The 16,184-nt window shown below is 66.5% G+C and carries 12 protein-coding genes and 1 pseudogene; 10 read left to right on the top strand and 3 right to left on the bottom strand.

Annotated elements, in window-relative coordinates:
• Positions 1-120: 120 nt before the first annotated feature.
• The 3 genes from tssM to FG13_RS10375 are packed head-to-tail and all read left to right on the top strand — an operon-like array spanning position 121 to position 5,696.
• Positions 121-3,930, top strand: a complete 3,810-nt coding sequence (gene tssM / locus FG13_RS10385; RefSeq protein ID WP_152598732.1) for a type VI secretion system membrane subunit TssM — start codon at positions 121-123, stop codon at positions 3,928-3,930.
• Entirely contained in the window at positions 3,927-4,907 is a 981-nt protein-coding gene (gene tagF / locus FG13_RS10380) for a type VI secretion system-associated protein TagF (RefSeq protein WP_035820637.1), read from the top strand. Before tssM ends, tagF begins: the two co-directional genes overlap by 4 nt.
• 9 nt (positions 4,908-4,916) lie before the next feature.
• Positions 4,917-5,696, top strand: a complete 780-nt coding sequence (locus tag FG13_RS10375; protein ID WP_035820635.1) for an OmpA family protein — start codon at positions 4,917-4,919, stop codon at positions 5,694-5,696.
• On the opposite strand, the gene icmH is transcribed toward FG13_RS10375, so the two are convergent.
• Genes icmH through tssJ form a run of 3 tightly spaced genes read right to left on the bottom strand, consistent with a single transcriptional unit; the run spans position 5,697 to position 8,480 of the window.
• Complete coding sequence (gene icmH / locus FG13_RS10370) at positions 5,697-6,482, bottom strand: type IVB secretion system protein IcmH/DotU (protein ID WP_035820633.1); 786 nt, start codon at positions 6,480-6,482, stop codon at positions 5,697-5,699.
• Positions 6,479-7,849 (bottom strand): type VI secretion system baseplate subunit TssK, encoded by a 1,371-nt coding sequence (gene tssK / locus FG13_RS10365; RefSeq protein WP_035820631.1) that lies wholly within the window; start codon positions 7,847-7,849, stop codon positions 6,479-6,481. Before tssK ends, icmH begins: the two co-directional genes overlap by 4 nt.
• A gap of 37 nt (positions 7,850-7,886) precedes the next feature.
• The gene (gene tssJ, locus FG13_RS10360; protein WP_035820629.1) at positions 7,887-8,480 is read right to left on the bottom strand and encodes a type VI secretion system lipoprotein TssJ; all 594 of its coding nucleotides are present in this window, start codon (positions 8,478-8,480) and stop codon (positions 7,887-7,889) included.
• Between the two features lie 277 nt (positions 8,481-8,757).
• Here tssJ and FG13_RS10355 point away from each other — a divergent pair, with 277 nt between their 5' ends.
• From FG13_RS10355 to tssA, 7 genes and pseudogenes are all read left to right on the top strand, one after another.
• Positions 8,758-9,354 carry a hypothetical protein gene (locus tag FG13_RS10355; protein ID WP_051959593.1) on the top strand — a complete coding sequence of 199 codons (597 nt, stop codon included), beginning with the start codon at positions 8,758-8,760 and terminating at the stop codon, positions 9,352-9,354.
• 37 nt (positions 9,355-9,391) lie between these two features.
• Positions 9,392-9,901 (top strand): type VI secretion system contractile sheath small subunit, encoded by a 510-nt coding sequence (gene tssB / locus FG13_RS10350; protein ID WP_035820626.1) that lies wholly within the window; start codon positions 9,392-9,394, stop codon positions 9,899-9,901.
• A 1-nt stretch (position 9,902) separates the two neighbouring features.
• Positions 9,903-11,402 (top strand): type VI secretion system contractile sheath large subunit, encoded by a 1,500-nt coding sequence (gene tssC / locus FG13_RS10345; RefSeq protein WP_035820623.1) that lies wholly within the window; start codon positions 9,903-9,905, stop codon positions 11,400-11,402.
• Positions 11,403-11,433: 31 nt separating this feature from the next.
• Positions 11,434-11,925 (top strand): Hcp family type VI secretion system effector, encoded by a 492-nt coding sequence (locus tag FG13_RS10340; protein WP_034750126.1) that lies wholly within the window; start codon positions 11,434-11,436, stop codon positions 11,923-11,925.
• Between the two features lie 67 nt (positions 11,926-11,992).
• The gene (gene tssE / locus FG13_RS10335; protein ID WP_035820620.1) at positions 11,993-12,466 is read left to right on the top strand and encodes a type VI secretion system baseplate subunit TssE; all 474 of its coding nucleotides are present in this window, start codon (positions 11,993-11,995) and stop codon (positions 12,464-12,466) included.
• Entirely contained in the window at positions 12,463-15,102 is a 2,640-nt protein-coding gene (gene tssH / locus FG13_RS10330; protein WP_035820617.1) for a type VI secretion system ATPase TssH, read from the top strand. The genes tssE and tssH overlap by 4 nt, the downstream gene beginning before the upstream one ends.
• A 20-nt stretch (positions 15,103-15,122) precedes the next feature.
• Positions 15,123-16,153: pseudogene (gene tssA, locus FG13_RS10325) on the top strand (type VI secretion system protein TssA).
• The last annotated feature ends 31 nt before the right edge of the window (positions 16,154-16,184 follow it).

Raw genomic sequence — 16,184 nt, 5'->3', positions numbered from 1 at the left:
TGGCGCCTGGTACTTGTCATATGTCAACAAAGGCGTGCCGCATTGCTGTCAGCATGGGCCGACTCCGCCTCGCTGCGCGGCGGCGTTCCTCCTGCTTTGCGACCTCACCCTGGGCTCATCATGCTGCGAAGAATCTGGCATTTCCTCACCGACAGCCGCAATCTGACCATCCTTGGTTTCGTGGCGCTGGCCGTGTCCCTGTACCTGGGCGCCGAGGTGCTCGAAGTGGCGCTGATCTGGGCGCTGGCCTTGCTGCTGCTGGTATTTCTTACCTGGCTGGGCCTGTGGCTGTGGCGCCGGCGCCGCGCGCGGCGCGATGCGCAGGCGCTGGGCCAGGCCATCCTCAACGAGGCCGAGATCGCCGCCGCGCAAGCGGCCTCGGCGTCCACGGCCAGCGGCACCCAGCAGGGCGAACTTGGCGCCGTGCGCACGGGCATGCTGGCCGCCATCGAGACCATCAAGACATCCAAGCTGGGCCTCAAGTCGGGCGCCGCCGCCCTGTACGAACTGCCGTGGTACATGATCATCGGCAATCCGGCTGCCGGCAAGAGCAGCGCCATCCTGCATTCGGGCCTGCAATTCCCTTTCGCCGACGGCAAGGTCGTGCAAGGCGTGGGCGGCACGCGCAACTGCGACTGGTTTTTCACCACGGACGGCATCGTGCTCGACACGGCAGGGCGCTATTGCGTCGTCGACGAGCATCGCGGCGAGTGGTTCGGCTTTCTCGACCTGCTGAAAAAATACCGGCGCAAGGCGCCCGTCAACGGCATCCTCATCGCCGTCAGCATAGCCGAATTGGGCGGCGATCCTGATGTCGGCATGCAACTGGCGCGCAGCCTGCGCAAGCGCGTGCAGGACGTCATCGAGCGCCTGGAAGTGTTCGCGCCCCTGTACATCGTGTTTACCAAGGCGGACCTGATCGCCGGCTTCACGGAGTTTTTCGCCGATGCCGAACGCAGCGAGCGTGAGCGCGTCTGGGGCGCCACCATGCCCTACCAGCGCAAGCTACCGACGGCCGATTTGCTGGCGTTTTTCGACCAGAGTTTCGATGAATTGCACGATGGCTTGACGGAGCTGAGCCTGGCCAATATGGCGCACCGGCAGCGCAAGACGATGGCGCCCGGCGTGTTCACCTTTCCGCTGGAGTTTGCCGCCATCAAGCCGGCCCTGCGCGCTTTTATTGCCACCCTGTTCGAGGAAAATCCGTTCCAGTTCCAGCCCGTGTTCCGCGGCTTTTACTTTACCAGCGCGCTGCAGGAAGGCGAGCCCGTCAGCGCCTCCTCGCAGCAGGTGGCGCGCCGTTTCGACCTGGCTTTCGCGCCGGCCCCGGCCGTGCTGCCCACGGGCGCGCGCCAGCATGGCTATTTCCTGCTGGAGCTGTTCCGCAAGGTGATTTTTGCCGACAAGCACCTGGTGGCCAACTATGCCAACCGCGCCAGGCTGCGCTTCAAATATGCCGTGTTCTTTGCCGCCACCGTGTCGCTGGGCGCCTGCCTGGGCGGCTGGAGCTGGTCCTACCTGGGTAACCGGCAACTGGTGGCCAACGTCGAGGCCGATTTAACCAAAGTGGTGAAGCTGCAGGAGCGGCGCCTGGACTTGCAGTCGCGCCTGGAAGCGCTTGAAATATTGCAGGACCGCATCGAGCAGCTGGAAGCGTACCGCACGCGGCGGCCCTGGTCATTGCGCCTGGGCCTGTACCAGGGAGAGCTGCTTGAACGCAAGCTGCGCGAGGAATATTTCGCCGGCGCCCGCCAGGTCATGCTGACCCCCGTGGCGGGCGCGCTGGAAGCCTTGCTGTTCGAGATGAACGCCAGCGCCGACCAGCTGCAGCCCACGGCGCGCACGCCGCAGACGCCAGCCGCCGCATCCTCTGCGCCACGCAATGTCCAGTACCAGTCGGCCAGCGCGACGAATGTGGAAGACGCATACAACGCGCTGAAAACCTATCTGATGCTGGCCGATAAATCGCATGCGGAAAGCAGTCACCTGAACGACCAGCTGACGCGTTTCTGGCGCGCCTGGCTGGAGGGCAACCGGGGCGCCATGCCGCGCGAACAGATGATACGCAGCGCCGAACGGCTGCTGACGTTTTACCTGGCACAGATCGGCGACCCGTCCTGGCCGCGCATCGAGCAGAAGCTGGCGCTGGTCGACCAGGCGCGCGAGAACCTGCGCCGCGTGGTGCGCGGCATGCCGGCGCGCGAGCGCGTGTATGCCGACGTCAAGGCGCGCGCCTCGACGCGTTTTCCCGGCATGACGGTGGCGCGCATCGTCGGCGAGCAGGATCAGGCGCTGCTGGCGGGCAGTTACGCCGTCTCGGGCGCCTTTACGCGCCAGGCCTGGGAAAAGTTCGTCGAGGGCGCGTTTCGCGACGCCGCCAACCGCGAGCTGCAAAGCGCCGACTGGGTGCTGAAAAGCGCCTCGACCGACGACCTGACCCTGGAGGGCAGTCCGGAGCAGATCGAGAAAAACCTGGTGGCCATGTACAAGGCCGACTATGCGCGCGAGTGGCAGAAATTCGTGCAGGGCGTCGCCGTCGCCGACCTGAAAGGCTTTGACGGCGCCGTGCAGGCGATGAACCGCCTGGGCGACCCGCAGTCGTCGCCGATCGCCAAGCTGCTGACGACGATTTATGAGGAAACCTCGTGGGACAACCCGGCGCTGCAGAACGCCCAATTGCGCAAGGCGGAACGGGGCCTCATCGCCTGGTTCAAGGAAACCGTGCTGCGCCGCGCGCCGTCGCAGCTGACGGCCAATCCCGGCGTCAATGCGCAGCTCGACCCGGCCCGCCTGGACAAGCCCATGGGCCCCGTGGGACGCGAATTTGCCGGCGTGGGCAAGCTGGTGGCGGCCAGGGACAACAATGCCTCGCTGATGCGCGCCTATCTGGAAGCGCTGTCGAAACTGCGCAGCCGCCTGAACCAGCTGAAGAACCAGGGCGACGCGGGACCGGGCGCGCGCCAGTTCATGCAGCAGACCCTGGAGGGCAGCGGTTCCGAGCTGGCCGACGCCCTGAAGCTGGTCGACGAGCAGGTGCTCACGGGGATGAGCGACGCGCAAAAGCAGGCGATTCGTCCCATCCTCGTGCGCCCGCTGATGCAGACCTTTGCCGTCATCGTCGCGCCGGCCGAACTCGATATCAACAAGACCTGGGCGGCGCAAGTGTATGAACCGTTCCAGAAATCGCTGGCCAACAAATATCCGTTCGCGCCCACGGCGCGCATCGAGGCGAGCAACCTGGAAATCGGCCAGTTCTTCGGCCCGGAAGGACTGGTGGCGAAATTCGTCACGACGTCGATGGGACCATTGGTGGTGCGGCGCGGCGACGTGCTGGCGCCGCGCACCTGGGCCGACATGGGCATCAGCCTGGCGCCGCAGGTGGTGGCGCGTTTCCCCGGCTGGATCGCGCCCCTGGGCGCGGGCGGTGTGGCGGCCACCTCGACGGCGGCGCAAACCGTCTTCCAGATCCAGCCGTCGCCCGCTCCCGGCACCCTGGAATACACGGTGGAGATCGACGGCCAGCAGCTGCGCTACCGCAATACCCCGGCGCAGTGGACGAACATGGTGCATCCGGGTCCGCAGGGCGCGGCGGGCGCCCAGGGCGCGCGCATCACGGCCGTCACCTTCGACGGGCGCACGGTGGAACTGTTCAACGAGCCGGGGCAATTCGGCCTGAAGCGCATGATCGACGCGGCGAGCAAAAAGCGCAAGGAGGGCGGCGTGTTCGAACTGCGCTGGGCGCGCGGCGAGGTGGCCGTGGCGGTCGACCTGAAAATCACCAGCAGCGCCGAAACCTCGGGCGCGGGATCCGCCACGGCACTGCAGGAGCAGGGTTTTCGCGGCATGCAGCTGCCCGAGACCATCGTTGGCATGCCGGGCGCGCCTGTGCCAGTCGTCGCTGCAGTTGCGGCGACCGGAGTGGCGCCATGATGCGCGCGCAACAGCAGGTGCGCCTCGGTTACTTTGGCAAGATCCCCGCGCGCGGCGATTTCATCAAGGCTTGCGACAATCACGCGCTGGTGCAACTGCTCGACGACTGGCTGGCGCAGGTGATGACGGCCCTGACGGTGGAACCGCGCTGGAAGCTCAATTACGACGCCTTGCCGCCGCTGCGCTTTGCCTTTGTCGGCACGCGCAGCCGGCGCGCCATCGCCGGGCGCCTGGAAGCGAGCAACGACCAGTCGCTGCGGCGCTTTCCTTTCATGGCCATGGGCGCGCTGGAAGTCGATGACGCCGAAGCCTTTGTCGCCTGCAGCCCGCTGGCGCTCGCGCCCCTGTGGCAGCGCGTGGAGCAGCTGTCGCACGGCATCGTGGCCAGCGCCGAACCGGGGCCGGCCTTGCTGGCGCTGGCCGGCAATGTGGTCGAAGTCGAACCGGCCGCACCGGATCACGCGGCGCGGCTGGCCGCCTTTTTGCAGGCGCAGACCGTGCATGGCCTGCAAACGCTGATCGCTTCGCCCGCCTTCCCGGTGACGGTGCGCGAATTGCTGCTGGGCCTCGGCCTGCTGCTGCAGCCGGTGCGCCAGAGCGGCTTGCCGCGTCTGGAAAAAAGCCTGGTGCTGCCGCTGCCGCAGGACGCGCAGCTGCGCGAGCTGGTGGCCAGCTTCTGGCTGCATCTGATCGCGCCTTTCCTGCGCCAGGCCGATTTCGAACTGGCGCTGTTCTTTTCCCACCTCGACGAGGCGCCCGTGCTGGTGATCGGCTTTTGCGGCGCCGACCCGCATGGCTTGCGCGCGCTGATCGATCCGCAGGCCGGCAGCGAACGGCTGATCGTCTTCGACCAGCTGGACTGGGTCGAGGAGCAGCTGGGACACGAGGCGGCGCTGCGCCGGTTTTCCGTCTGCCTGCAGCAGGAGCAGCTGTCGCTGCGCTCGGCCTGCGCCATGTTTGCCGATACCTTTGTCTGAAGGATTGCGATGAAGTCACCCATTTTCCTGTTGCTATTCGCTGTGGCCACTGCCTGCCACGCCCAGGCGCAAGCGCCCCAGACGCCGATGCCGGGACAGATCCTCGTCACGGGCACCCTGGCCGATGAAGCGGGCAAGGCGGCCGTGCTGGCCCGCCTGCGCGAACTGTATGGCGCCGAGCGCGTGGTCGACCAGATCGCCATCGGCAACGTGGCCGTGCCGGCCAACTGGAACGGCTACGTGCACAAGCTGATCGCGCCGAACCTGAAGCTCATTTCACGGGGGCAGATCACCGTCGACGGCAACAACGTCAGCGTGCGCGGCGAAGTGGCGAACGAGGCGCAGCGCCAGCAGATCGCCAGCGACATCGCCACCAGCCTCAATCCCACCTACATCTTCAACAACGGCTTGCGGGTCAGGGCGGCCGAGGCCGAGCAGGGCTTGCTCGATGCGGCGCTCGATAAACGCATCATCGAATTCGACAGCGGCAAGGTTTCCATCACGCCGGCCGGCCTGGCCATTCTCGACGAGATGGCGGCCGCCATGCTCCGGCTGCGGGGCCGCAAGGTGGAGGTGATCGGCCACACGGACGACACCGGCCTGCGCGCCAGCAATGTGGCCCTGAGCCAGGCGCGCGCCGAAGCCGTGCGCGCCTACCTGGCCAGCAAGGGCGTCGCGGCCGATTCGGTGCTGGTGTCGGGCCAGGGACCGGACCGTCCCGTAGCCAGCAACGCCACGGCCGATGGCCGGGCGAGAAACCGGCGCATCGAGTTCAGGATCGCACAGTGATCAGGGTAGTGTGATGGTCAGGTGCGCTGGCCGTGGCGCGAGTTTGACCAGATCAGCGTAGGCCGCCAGGGTCGTTTGCGTGCCGCGCGTCAGATGCGTTTTCAGGCCCAGGTAGGCGCAGATGGCCAGCAAGGCGAAAAAGCTCGACAAGGCCCACAGCGGCACGTCGCTGCCGCGTTTGTTGACCACCTGGTCGGGGCGTTCCGCGCGTGGCGCGAAGCCGCGGCTCTTGCCCTTGATGTGGGCGATCTCGTCGCCCAGGCGCGCCGTCAGGTAGCTGAGTTTTTCGCCGCCGTCGATCGCATATTTGCCCTGAAATCCCAGCAATAAACACATGTGGAAGACCTGCAGCGCCTGCACGCGCATGGCGCCCTTGCCGCGCAAGGCGTCGAGGCGGTCGAAAAAGTGTTCACCGGCCAGCTGGTCGCCAAAGATCAGCAACTGCAGCGGGCGCCGCTCCCACTGCTTGCGCAGCGTGAAAGGCGAGGCCAGGATGATTTCATCGACGGCCGCGCAGAACGCATACTTGGCCGCCTCGATATCGTCGCCATCGGCGCGGATCTTTTTCGCTTCGCGTTCGAAGTCGTCGAGGAAGGTTGTGATGCGGTCCATGAAGCTTTGCTCGTCGCCCGGCGCCGAACCGTGCTTCAGCATGAACAGCATATAAAAGCCTTCGTGCATCAGGTCCAGCAGGGCGCTGCCGGCATGCCGGCCGCTGCCTGCGGGAGCGGAACCGCGTTGCCCCAGCAGGGAGGGCGCCGCGCGCCGTTCGATGAGCTGGCTCATGCCGTCACCGCGATCAGTTCCAGCTGCAGGTCGCGTATGCCGGCCGGCACGTAGACGGAAATCGACTGCGCCTTGAGCATCTGTTCATACAGCACGCCGCGGTTTTCAATCGCAAAATAATAGGTGTCGGGGCGCACGGGAATGGCGGCCGGCACTTGCGGCGCATGCGACAGCTTCAGGCCGGGCATGGCCGTGAGCACGCATTTTTCCACGTCGTCGGGCGCGCCCACTTTCACGCGCAGCGGCACCACGTCGACCAGTTCGATGGCGGGCATGGCGGCGCGAATGGCCAGGTACAAGGTGGTGTGCTGGTCGATCTTGCCCGAATCGAGCTTGCCCAGGTAGTACGACGGCTTGTCTTCGAGCAGGGCGATGGAAAAGTATTTCGACGAGATGACGGTGTCGAGCAGTTCGCGGATGATGGCATCGATGGCGTCGAAGCAGGCGCCTGGCTGCGCGTGGTCGTAGGCGGGCAGGCTGGCCAGGGTGTAATGCTTGGAGTAGCTGAGCAGGCCGCCCGCCAGGCCCAGCAGCGCTTCGTACAGGCGCTCCGGATGCAGGGCCGGATGGCGCACATAATGCATCAGCGCGGCGGCGGCCGTGCTGACCGTGTGCAGCAGCCAGAACGAGGACACGTCGCCCGAGCGGAATTCGATCACGTTGCGGCTTGGCTCGCGGTGGTGGCCGTGCAGCGCGCTCACCTTCGCCTGCAGCGCGTCGAGCAGGTGTTCCAGCACGCCTTGCAGGCGCGGCGCGCCGGCGATCGCCAGGCTGGGCGCCATGAACGAGGGCACGGGCTCGAAGCCGCCCGACACCGTGCGCCGCAGGGCGATCAGCGGCAGGCAGTCGTAGGAGCCGCGCGCATCGCTGTCGGGAATCAGGCGCACCGTCTTTTTCAGGTACGCCACGTCGGCCACGGCGGACTCCGTAAACAGGTCGGGCGTGGCGCGCATGGCATGCGCAAAGCGCGTGGCCGCCGGCGTGCCTGCCGTTGACGCCTGCGCCGTGTAATTCATGCCTTCGCGGTTGAGGATGGGCAGCGCCGCGTAGTACGTCACTTCCTGCACCGCCGGCGGCAGCGCTTCCAGATCCACCGGCGGGGGCAGGGTATCGCTGCCTGGCGCGCCGTCGCCCAGCGCCTCGAACACTTCGCCGTCGCGGAAGATCGCCGACAGGGCCAGCAGGCGCAAGGTGCCCGTCTGCAGCGCCGCCAGATCCCATTCCATGTGCGCCACGCCCCACAGGTAGGGATGCAGCGCGCTGGCCGTGTGATGCAGGCGCGCTTCGTGATATTGGTCCTGGCGCTGGAAATGCTGCGGCCGCAGGAACAGGCCCTCTCCCCACAAGACTTTCGCTGCCATGCCCATCTCGATTCTCCTTGTATGTGTGGCGTGTGTGTGTACGCTACTGGCAGCGCGGGGCCGACAGCGCGGGCATGCCGCTGACGCTCAGCGCGCAGGCGTGCAGGCCGACGGTGATGCCGCCGCGTTCCGCGTCGGCGGCGCCAAAGGTGGCGCGCCAGCGCTGCGACGCTGGCGCGCGGAACAGGGCCACGACGCCGATGAAATACGCTTCCTTGCTGACTTTTTCCTGCACTTCGTAGCGCTGGCCCGGCACCAGCAGCACTTCCTTCACTTCCATCAGGTCGGCGCCCAGTGTGGCCTTTTCGCGCTGCGCGTCGAGGAAGCTGTCGTAGGGCGCCTGCTCGAAGGCGGCGTTCTGGCGCAGTTTGTAGATGCGTGCCACCAGCGCCAGCGGCCGGCCGTCGGCATCGGTGTTGAGGCGCTGCGCCGCGTGCAGGCGGATGCTGACGTTGCGTGGCGGCTTTTGCGCGTCCGGCAGTTCGGGCGGCGGTTTGGCCACGCCGGCCATTTGCAGCGCCGCGTTGGCGAGGGTGCCGATGGCGCCGCCCGCGCAGCCGGTCAGCAGCAGCGTCGGCAACAGCAGCAGTAGCGCGGCGGTGCGGACCAGACTGGGGAGCGGGGCGTTCATTGGCATGGCTGATCTTTGCAAGGTGAAGGGTGGAAATAAAAGTCTTGCAGTCATTTAAACGCATGCAGGGGCGACCTGCTTGCGTTGGCGCAAGATCCGCCCGCGATCAAGATAATTACTGCGCCAGATCAGGCTTCATGTCGCTGCGCGCGGCTGTGATGTGGAACTTCTTCTTTGCTGATTAATCTCAATCTGGCAAAAAAATTGGCGATCAATAATGGCCTCCACCAAGGCGCCGCCCATCTTTCCCAGCGGTAGCGTCCTCCACGTGAAGGAATGCCCGATGAAGCCAGCCACCATGTTGCCCCGTATTGCCTGCCTCGCCAGCGCCTTGCTGCTGGCCGCCTGCGCCACGCCAGACCAGCCGGCGCCCAAAAAACCTGCCGCGCCGACCCTGGCGCAAGTGATGAGCGAGGCCGATGCGGCCGCGCGCGCCGGCCAGTACGAACGCGCCATGACCCTGCTTAAGGGCGGCGGTGCCAGCTACCCGGCCGACAAGGCGCCGTGGCTGCAAATGGCGCAGATGAAGTTCGACCGCGCCCAGTACGGCGAGGCCATCGGCCATGCGCTTGAAGCGCTGGAGCGCGACCCGGACGACAAGGTCGCCAACAGCATCGTCGCCGTCAGCGGCTTGCGCCTGTCCGGCAAGGCGCTGGCCGACCTGTCGCGGCAAAACAATCTGAATGGCTCGCTGCGCTCGGAAGCGCAGGACCTGGCCAAGCTGCTGCGCGCGAGCATCGGCGAAGAGGTGCTGGTGCCGCCGGCCAGGCGCCCGCCGGCGGCCGGCAAGCGCGCCGCCAGCGCCAGCTCCGGCACGCCGGCGGCGAAGGGCGCGGCAGCGCCAGCCAGTGCGGCCGACCCGTTCAGCGGCCTGAAATAAGCGAGCACCCCCACCATCCCCTTGCAAAGGAAGCGCCATGCCCAAGTCCGACAGCGTGCAAAAACGCCTGCAAAAGATACGCGCGCCGCGCGTGCAAATGACCTACGACGTCGAGATTGGCGACGCGATTGAAAACAAGGAGCTGCCCTTCGTGGTCGGCGTGCTGGGCGACTTCGGCGGCAATCCGGACAGCGAAAAAAAGCGCCTGAAAGACCGCAAGTTCGTCGCCATCGACCGCGACAACTTCGACGAAGTGCTGGCCGGCGTGGAGCCGGTGGCCCGCTTCGCCGTGCCGAACCGCCTCAGCGAGGCGGGCGGCACGTTCGCCGTCGACCTGCACTTCCGCTCGATGGACGACTTCCGCCCGGAATCGGTGGTGCGCCAGGTCGACCCCTTGCGCAAGCTGCTCGAAGCGCGCACCAAGCTGGCCGACCTGCGCAACAAGCTGGCCGGCAACGACAAGCTGGAAGACTTGCTGACGGAAGTGCTGAACAACACGGACAGCCTGGCCACCCTGAAACCGCAGTTCCCAGCGCAGGAGGATTGAGATGAGCGCCCAGGCAGAAGCCCCAGAAGCCCTTGCGGTATCCACGCCCGACGCGCCGGCTACCACCGACTTGCTCGATCAGATCGTCGAGCAAAGCCGCGTCGCCAAGTCCGGCGCCGAACATGCGCGCGCACGCGATCTGATCTCGGAACTGGTGGCGCAGGTGCTCGACGGCACGGTACTGATGTCGACCAGCCTGTCGGCGACGCTGGACGGGCGCGTGGCGGAAATCGACCGCCTGATCTCGGCCCAGCTCAGCGAAATCATGCACGCGGCGCCATTCCAGCAGCTCGAACAAAGCTGGACGGGGTTGCGCTACCTGGTCGGCAACTCCGATACGGGCACGCGCCTGCAGATCCGCATGTTCAACGCCACCAAGCGCGAACTGGTGAAGGATTTCCAGGCCGCGCTGGAGTTCGACCAGAGCAGCATGTTCAAGAAAGTGTATGAAGAGGAATTCGGCACCTTCGGCGGCGCGCCATTCGCCGCGCTGCTGGGCGACTTCGCCATCTCGCGCCAGCCGGAAGACATGTATTTCGTCGAGCAGATGTCGCACATCGCCGCCGCCGCGCACGCGCCGTTCATCGCTTCGGCCGCGCCGGAACTGTTTGGCCTGGAAAGCTACGGCGACCTGGGCAAGCCGCGCGACCTGGCCAAGGTGTTCGACACCATCGAGTACGCGAAATGGAAAGCCTTCCGCGAATCCGAGGATGCGCGCTACGTCGGCCTGACCTTGCCCCGTTTCCTGGGCCGGTTGCCCTTCAATCCCGTCGACGGCACCACGGTCGAAGGTTTCAATTTTGTCGAGGACGTCGACGGCAGCGACCATCACAAATACCTGTGGTGTAACGCCGCGTATGCGTTCGGCTGCAAGCTGACGCGCGCCTTTGCCGACTACGGCTGGTGCGCCGCCATCCGTGGCGTGGAGGGCGGCGGTCTGGTGGACGACCTGCCGACCCACACCTTCAAGACGGACGAGGGCGACGTGGCCCTGAAATGCCCGGCCGAAGTGGCGATCACCGACCGCCGCGAAAAGGAATTGTCGGACCTGGGCTTCATCTCGCTGGTGCACTGCAAGAACACGGCGTATGCGGCGTTTTTCGGCGCCCAGTCGGCGCAGAAAAGCCGCAAGTACAACAGCGACGCGGCCAACGCGAACGCGGTACTGTCGTCGCAGCTGCAGTACATCTTCGCCGTTTCGCGCATCGCCCATTACATGAAGGCCATGATGCGCGACAAGATCGGCAGCTTTGCCGCCGCCTCCAACGTGGAAGATTTTTTGAACCGCTGGTTGATGCAGTACGTGCTGCTCGACGATAACGCCAGCCAGGAGCAGAAGGCGCAGTTCCCGCTGCGCGAGGCGTCCGTGCAGGTGCATGAAGTGCCGGGCCGGCCCGGCGTGTACCGCGCCGTGTCGTTCCTGCGGCCGCACTTCCAGCTCGATGAATTATCCGTTTCGCTCCGACTGGTCGCGGAGTTGCCGAAGTCGACCAATTCCTGATTCATCCATCTTTCAACCACAGGAGCACACCATGGCAATCGATGTATATCTGCAGATAGACGGCATCAAGGGCGAGTCCACCGATGACAAGCACAAGGACTGGATCGAGTGCAAATCGGTCAGCTGGAGCGTCGAGCAGCCGAAGTCCGCCACCGCTTCGACGGGCGGCGGCCACACGGCGGAACGCTGCGAGCACAAGGACATCGTCATCTCCAAGCTGGCCGACCTGGCCTCGCCGGTGCTGCTGCAGACCTGCTCGGCCGGCAAGACCATCCCCAAGGCGCGCTTCGAATTCATGCGCGCCGACGGCCAGGGCGAGCGCGTCAAGTACTTTGAAATCGAAATCGAAAATGTCCTGATCGGCGCCGTCACGCCGAACGTGGAAGAGGGCGACATCCTCGGTGAACACGTCGGCTTCAAGTTCTCGAAAGTGAAGTGGAAATACACGCAGCAAAAAGTGACGGGCGGCGCCGGCGGCAATACCTCGGGCGGCTGGGACCTGGCCGCGAACCGCGTGGCCTGATCCATCCTTGCGCGGCGCGCGGCGGACATCCTCCTGCGCGCGCCGCGCCGACTTTTCAGGAGAGCGCATGGACAGTTATGTACCTGGCCTGTTCGACCGCCTGATGGGCGACGGCGGTGCGGCGGGCGGCGTGGCCGTGCGCCTGTCGCTGGAACAATTGAAGGATGCGGTGGCGCGCGACCTGGAAGAGCTGCTCAACACGCGCGTGGCCCTGCCGCCCGGCGCGCTCGACGCTTATCCGGAATGCGCGGCGTCCATCGTCAACTATGGCCTGATCGATTTCGCCGGCATGTGCTTATCCAGCAGCGATGACCGCGCCCGCATCTGCGCCGCGCTGAAGGCCGCCATTGAACGCCACGAACCGCGGCTGCGCAATGTGCGCGCCCGCCTGGAACGCGAAGCGGGCGCCATCAATCGCGTGGGCTTTGTCATCAGCGGCACCCTGGCCGTGAGATCCGGCGGGGAGACGGTCAATTTCGACGCCGTGCTGCAGCCGTCGTCGCTGCGCTATTCGATCAACCGCAAGGGAGCCGCCGCATGAGCAATAATTTGAAGACCCTGATCGCCAAACTGAATGACACGGCGCGCACGGCCGCCACCCGGGCCGCCGCCATCTGCGTGGGATTGGGCCAGTATGAAGTCGATATCGAACACCTGTTCTTGGCGCTGCTGGAGCAGGAACGCAGCGATTTCGTCACCATCGCGAAGCGCAGCGAAATCAGCCTGACGGCGCTGGAGGCGGACCTGCGGCGCGAGATCGGCGGCTTCCGCACGGGCAGCGCGCGCACGCCCGTCTTCTCTCCCCATTTGCCGCTGCTGTTCGAGCATGCCTGGCTGATCGCCTCGCTGGACACGGCGCAGCCGGGACCCATCCGCAGCCGCCACCTGTTATTGGCGCTGCTGACGGAGCCGGAACTGGCGCAGCTGGCGTACCGCGGCTCGAAGCTGTTCGCGCGCTTCAGCGTGGAGCAATTGAAGCACCATCCGGACAAGCTCACGGCCGGCTCCGCGGAGGAAAGCGCGGCAGTGCCGGAGCTTTCCGCCACAGCGGACGACCCGGTGACTGTCCTGGCCAGCAAAACCCCGGCGCTGGACCAGTTCACCACCGACCTGACGCAGCTGGCGCGCGACGGCAAGCTCGATCCCGTGATCGGCCGCGAGGCGGAGATACGCCAGGCCGTCGATATTCTGCTGCGGCGGCGCCAGAACAATCCGATACTCACGGGCGAGGCGGGCGTGGGCAAGACGGCCGTGGTTGAAGGCCTGGCCTTGCGCATCGCGGCCGGCGACGTGCCCGAGGTGCTGCAGGGCGCGCACATCCACGCGCTCGACATGGGCCTGCTGCAGGCCGGCGCCAGCGTGAAAGGCGAATTCGAAAGCCGTCTGAAAAACGTCATCGACGAGGTGACGAAAAGCCCGCACCCGATCATCCTTTTCATCGACGAGGCGCACACGATGATCGGCGCCGGCGGCCAGGCGGGGCAGAACGACGCGGCCAATCTGTTGAAACCGGCGCTGGCCCGCGGCGCCTTGCGCACGATCGCCGCCACCACCTGGAGCGAGTACAAAAAATATTTTGAAAAGGATGCGGCGCTGGCGCGGCGCTTCCAGGTGGTGAAGGTGGAAGAGCCGAGCGAAGACATCGCCTGCGCCATGCTGCGCGCCATGGCGCCGCTGATGGAGCGCCATTTCGGCATCCGCGTGCGCGACGCCGCCATCGTTGATGCCGTGCGCCTGTCGCACCGCTACATCAGCGGGCGCCAGCTGCCCGACAAGGCCATCAGCGTGCTCGATACGGCGTGCGCCAAGGTGGCGCTGGGCCAGCGCGCCACGCCGGCGCAGCTGGAAAACGCGCACCGGCGCCAGGAACGCATCGGCGCGGAAATCGCCGCGCTGGCCCGCGAGGCGGCCGATGGCGACGTGCCCGACAAAGCCGGCGCCGCGCGTCTGGCGCAGCTGCGGCGCGAGCATGAGGAAGAGCAGGCGGCGGTCGCGGCGCTGGCGCAGCGCTGGGAGCGCGAAAAGGCGCTGGTGGCGCAGATCGGTGACTTGCGCGCGCAGCTGCGCGGCGAGCGGCCGGGCGAGATCGGCGCGGCGCGCCTGCTGGCGCTGAAGGAAGAACTGGCGGCGCTGCAGGGAGAAGCGCCGCTGTCGCCACTGGAAGTCGATGCGCAGGTGGTGGCTGGCATCGTCGCCGGCTGGACCGGCATCCCGCTGGGGAAAATGCTCAAGGATGAAATCCGCACGGTGCTGACCCTCGATGGGGCGCTGCGCGAACGGGTGCTGGGACAGGAGCACGTCATCGAGGCGGTGGCGCAGCGCGTGCGCACGGCGCGCGCCAGCCTGGACGACCCGAACAAGCCGCAAGCCGTGTTCCTGTTCACGGGGCCGTCCGGCACGGGCAAGACGGAAACGGCGCTGGCGCTGGCCGACCTGCTGTATGGCGGCGAGCGCAAGCTCATTACCATCAACATGAGCGAGTACCAGGAGGCGCACAGCGTGGCCGGCCTGAAAGGCTCGCCGCCCGGCTATGTCGGCTACGGCGAAGGCGGCGTGCTGACGGAAGCCGTGCGGCGCCAGCCCTACAGCGTGGTGCTGCTCGATGAAGCGGAAAAAGCCCACCCCGACGTGCTGGAGCTGTTCTTCCAGGTCTTCGACAAGGGCGTGCTCGATGATGCGGAAGGGCGCGAAGTCGATTTTCGCAACACCATCATCATCGCCACCTCGAACCTGGGGTCCGGCGCGATGATGGCCGCCTGCCTGAACCGGGCGGCGCAGGACTTGCCCACGCCGGCCGCGCTGGAAGAACTGGTGCGCCCGCAACTGGTGGCGCACTTCAAGCCGGCCCTGCTGGGGCGCCTGAAGGTGCTGCCTTTCTATCCGCTCAACGACGCGGTGCTGGCCGAGATCATCGCGCTGAAGCTGGCGCGGATAGGCGCGCGCATCGCGCGTAACCACCAGGCGCAGTTCAGCCATGACGCGGGCCTGGTCGACGCCGTGCTGGCGCGCTGCACCGAGGTCGATTCGGGCGCGCGCAATGTCGACCAGATCCTCAACGGCAGCCTGCTGCCGGCGATCGCCGAAGCGGTGCTGGCGCGCATGGCCGCAGGCGAGCCGGTGGCGTCGATACGCGTCAGCGCCAGCAAGCAGGGGCAGTTCAAGTACACGATCCGATAATCCACCTTCCGGAGAGCGCCATGTTCAATCTGGAGCAGTTGCTGCACCCCGTCAGCGCCGTCAGTCCCTGCGGCGAAGACCTCACTTTCAGTCAGGAGCTCGACGCCATCGCGCGCGCGCGCCAGCACGATGATCCCAGCCTGGACCAGGGCGAATGGGTGACGGCGCTGAAGGAAGCCGACTGGCCGTTCGTGGCGACGCGCTGCGAACAGCTGATCGCCACGCGCAGCAAGGATTTGCGCGTGGCCGTGTGGCTGGCCGAGGCGTACGCGAAAACGCGCCACTTCCGTGGCCTGGGCGATGGCTACGCGCTGCTGGCTGGCCTGTGCGAACGTTACTGGGATGGCCTGTACCCGCCGGCGGAAGAGGGCGACCAGGAACAGCGCATCGGCAATGTCTTCTGGCTGCTGTCGCGCACGCCGCAGCTGCTGCGCGAGATCCCGCTGACCGAAGGCACCGACGGCCTGTATTCGCTGCAGGATTTCGATGCGGCGCGCCAGCGCGCGACCGCCAGCCTGGCGCAGGGCGCGGCGGATCAGGGCTGGGGCGATGCGCGTCACGAAGAGGGCACGACCCTGGCGCAGATGGAGGCGGCGCGGCAAAGGAATACGCGCGCCTATTCCGACGGCCTGCTGGCCGATGCGCAGTACTGCATGCAGTCGCTGCTGGCGTTCGAGCGCAGCGTCGATGCGCGTTTTGGCGCCGACGGCCCGAGTTTTCGCGCCGCGCGCGAAGTGCTGGAAAACGCCATCCACTTCATCGCGCCGCTGTCGCCCGGTGCGGATTTGGCCGGCGCGCTGCCCGCCGCTGGCCAGGGCGCCGGCGGCAGCGGGGCGCCATCGTGCAGCGCCAGCAGGCGCTGGCCCAGCTGCGCCAGGTGGCCGATTTCTTCCGCCGCACGGAGCCGCACAGCCCCGTCGCCTACCTGGCGGACAAGGCGGCCAGCTGGGGCGAGCTGCCGCTGCATCTGTGGCTGCGCGCCGTCGTGAAGGACGCCAGCACCCTGGCGCAGCTCGACGAAATGCTGGGCACGAACAGTGCAAGCGGATGATGGCCCGGGCCCCTTCCATGCTACTCTTCGG

The sequence above is a fragment of the Janthinobacterium sp. RA13 genome, from assembly GCF_000745325.1.
GTDB classification, from domain to species: domain Bacteria; phylum Pseudomonadota; class Gammaproteobacteria; order Burkholderiales; family Burkholderiaceae_D; genus Janthinobacterium; species Janthinobacterium rivuli.
Note: the sequence above shows the minus strand (reverse complement) of the source record. Positions and strands in the feature narration are given on the sequence as shown.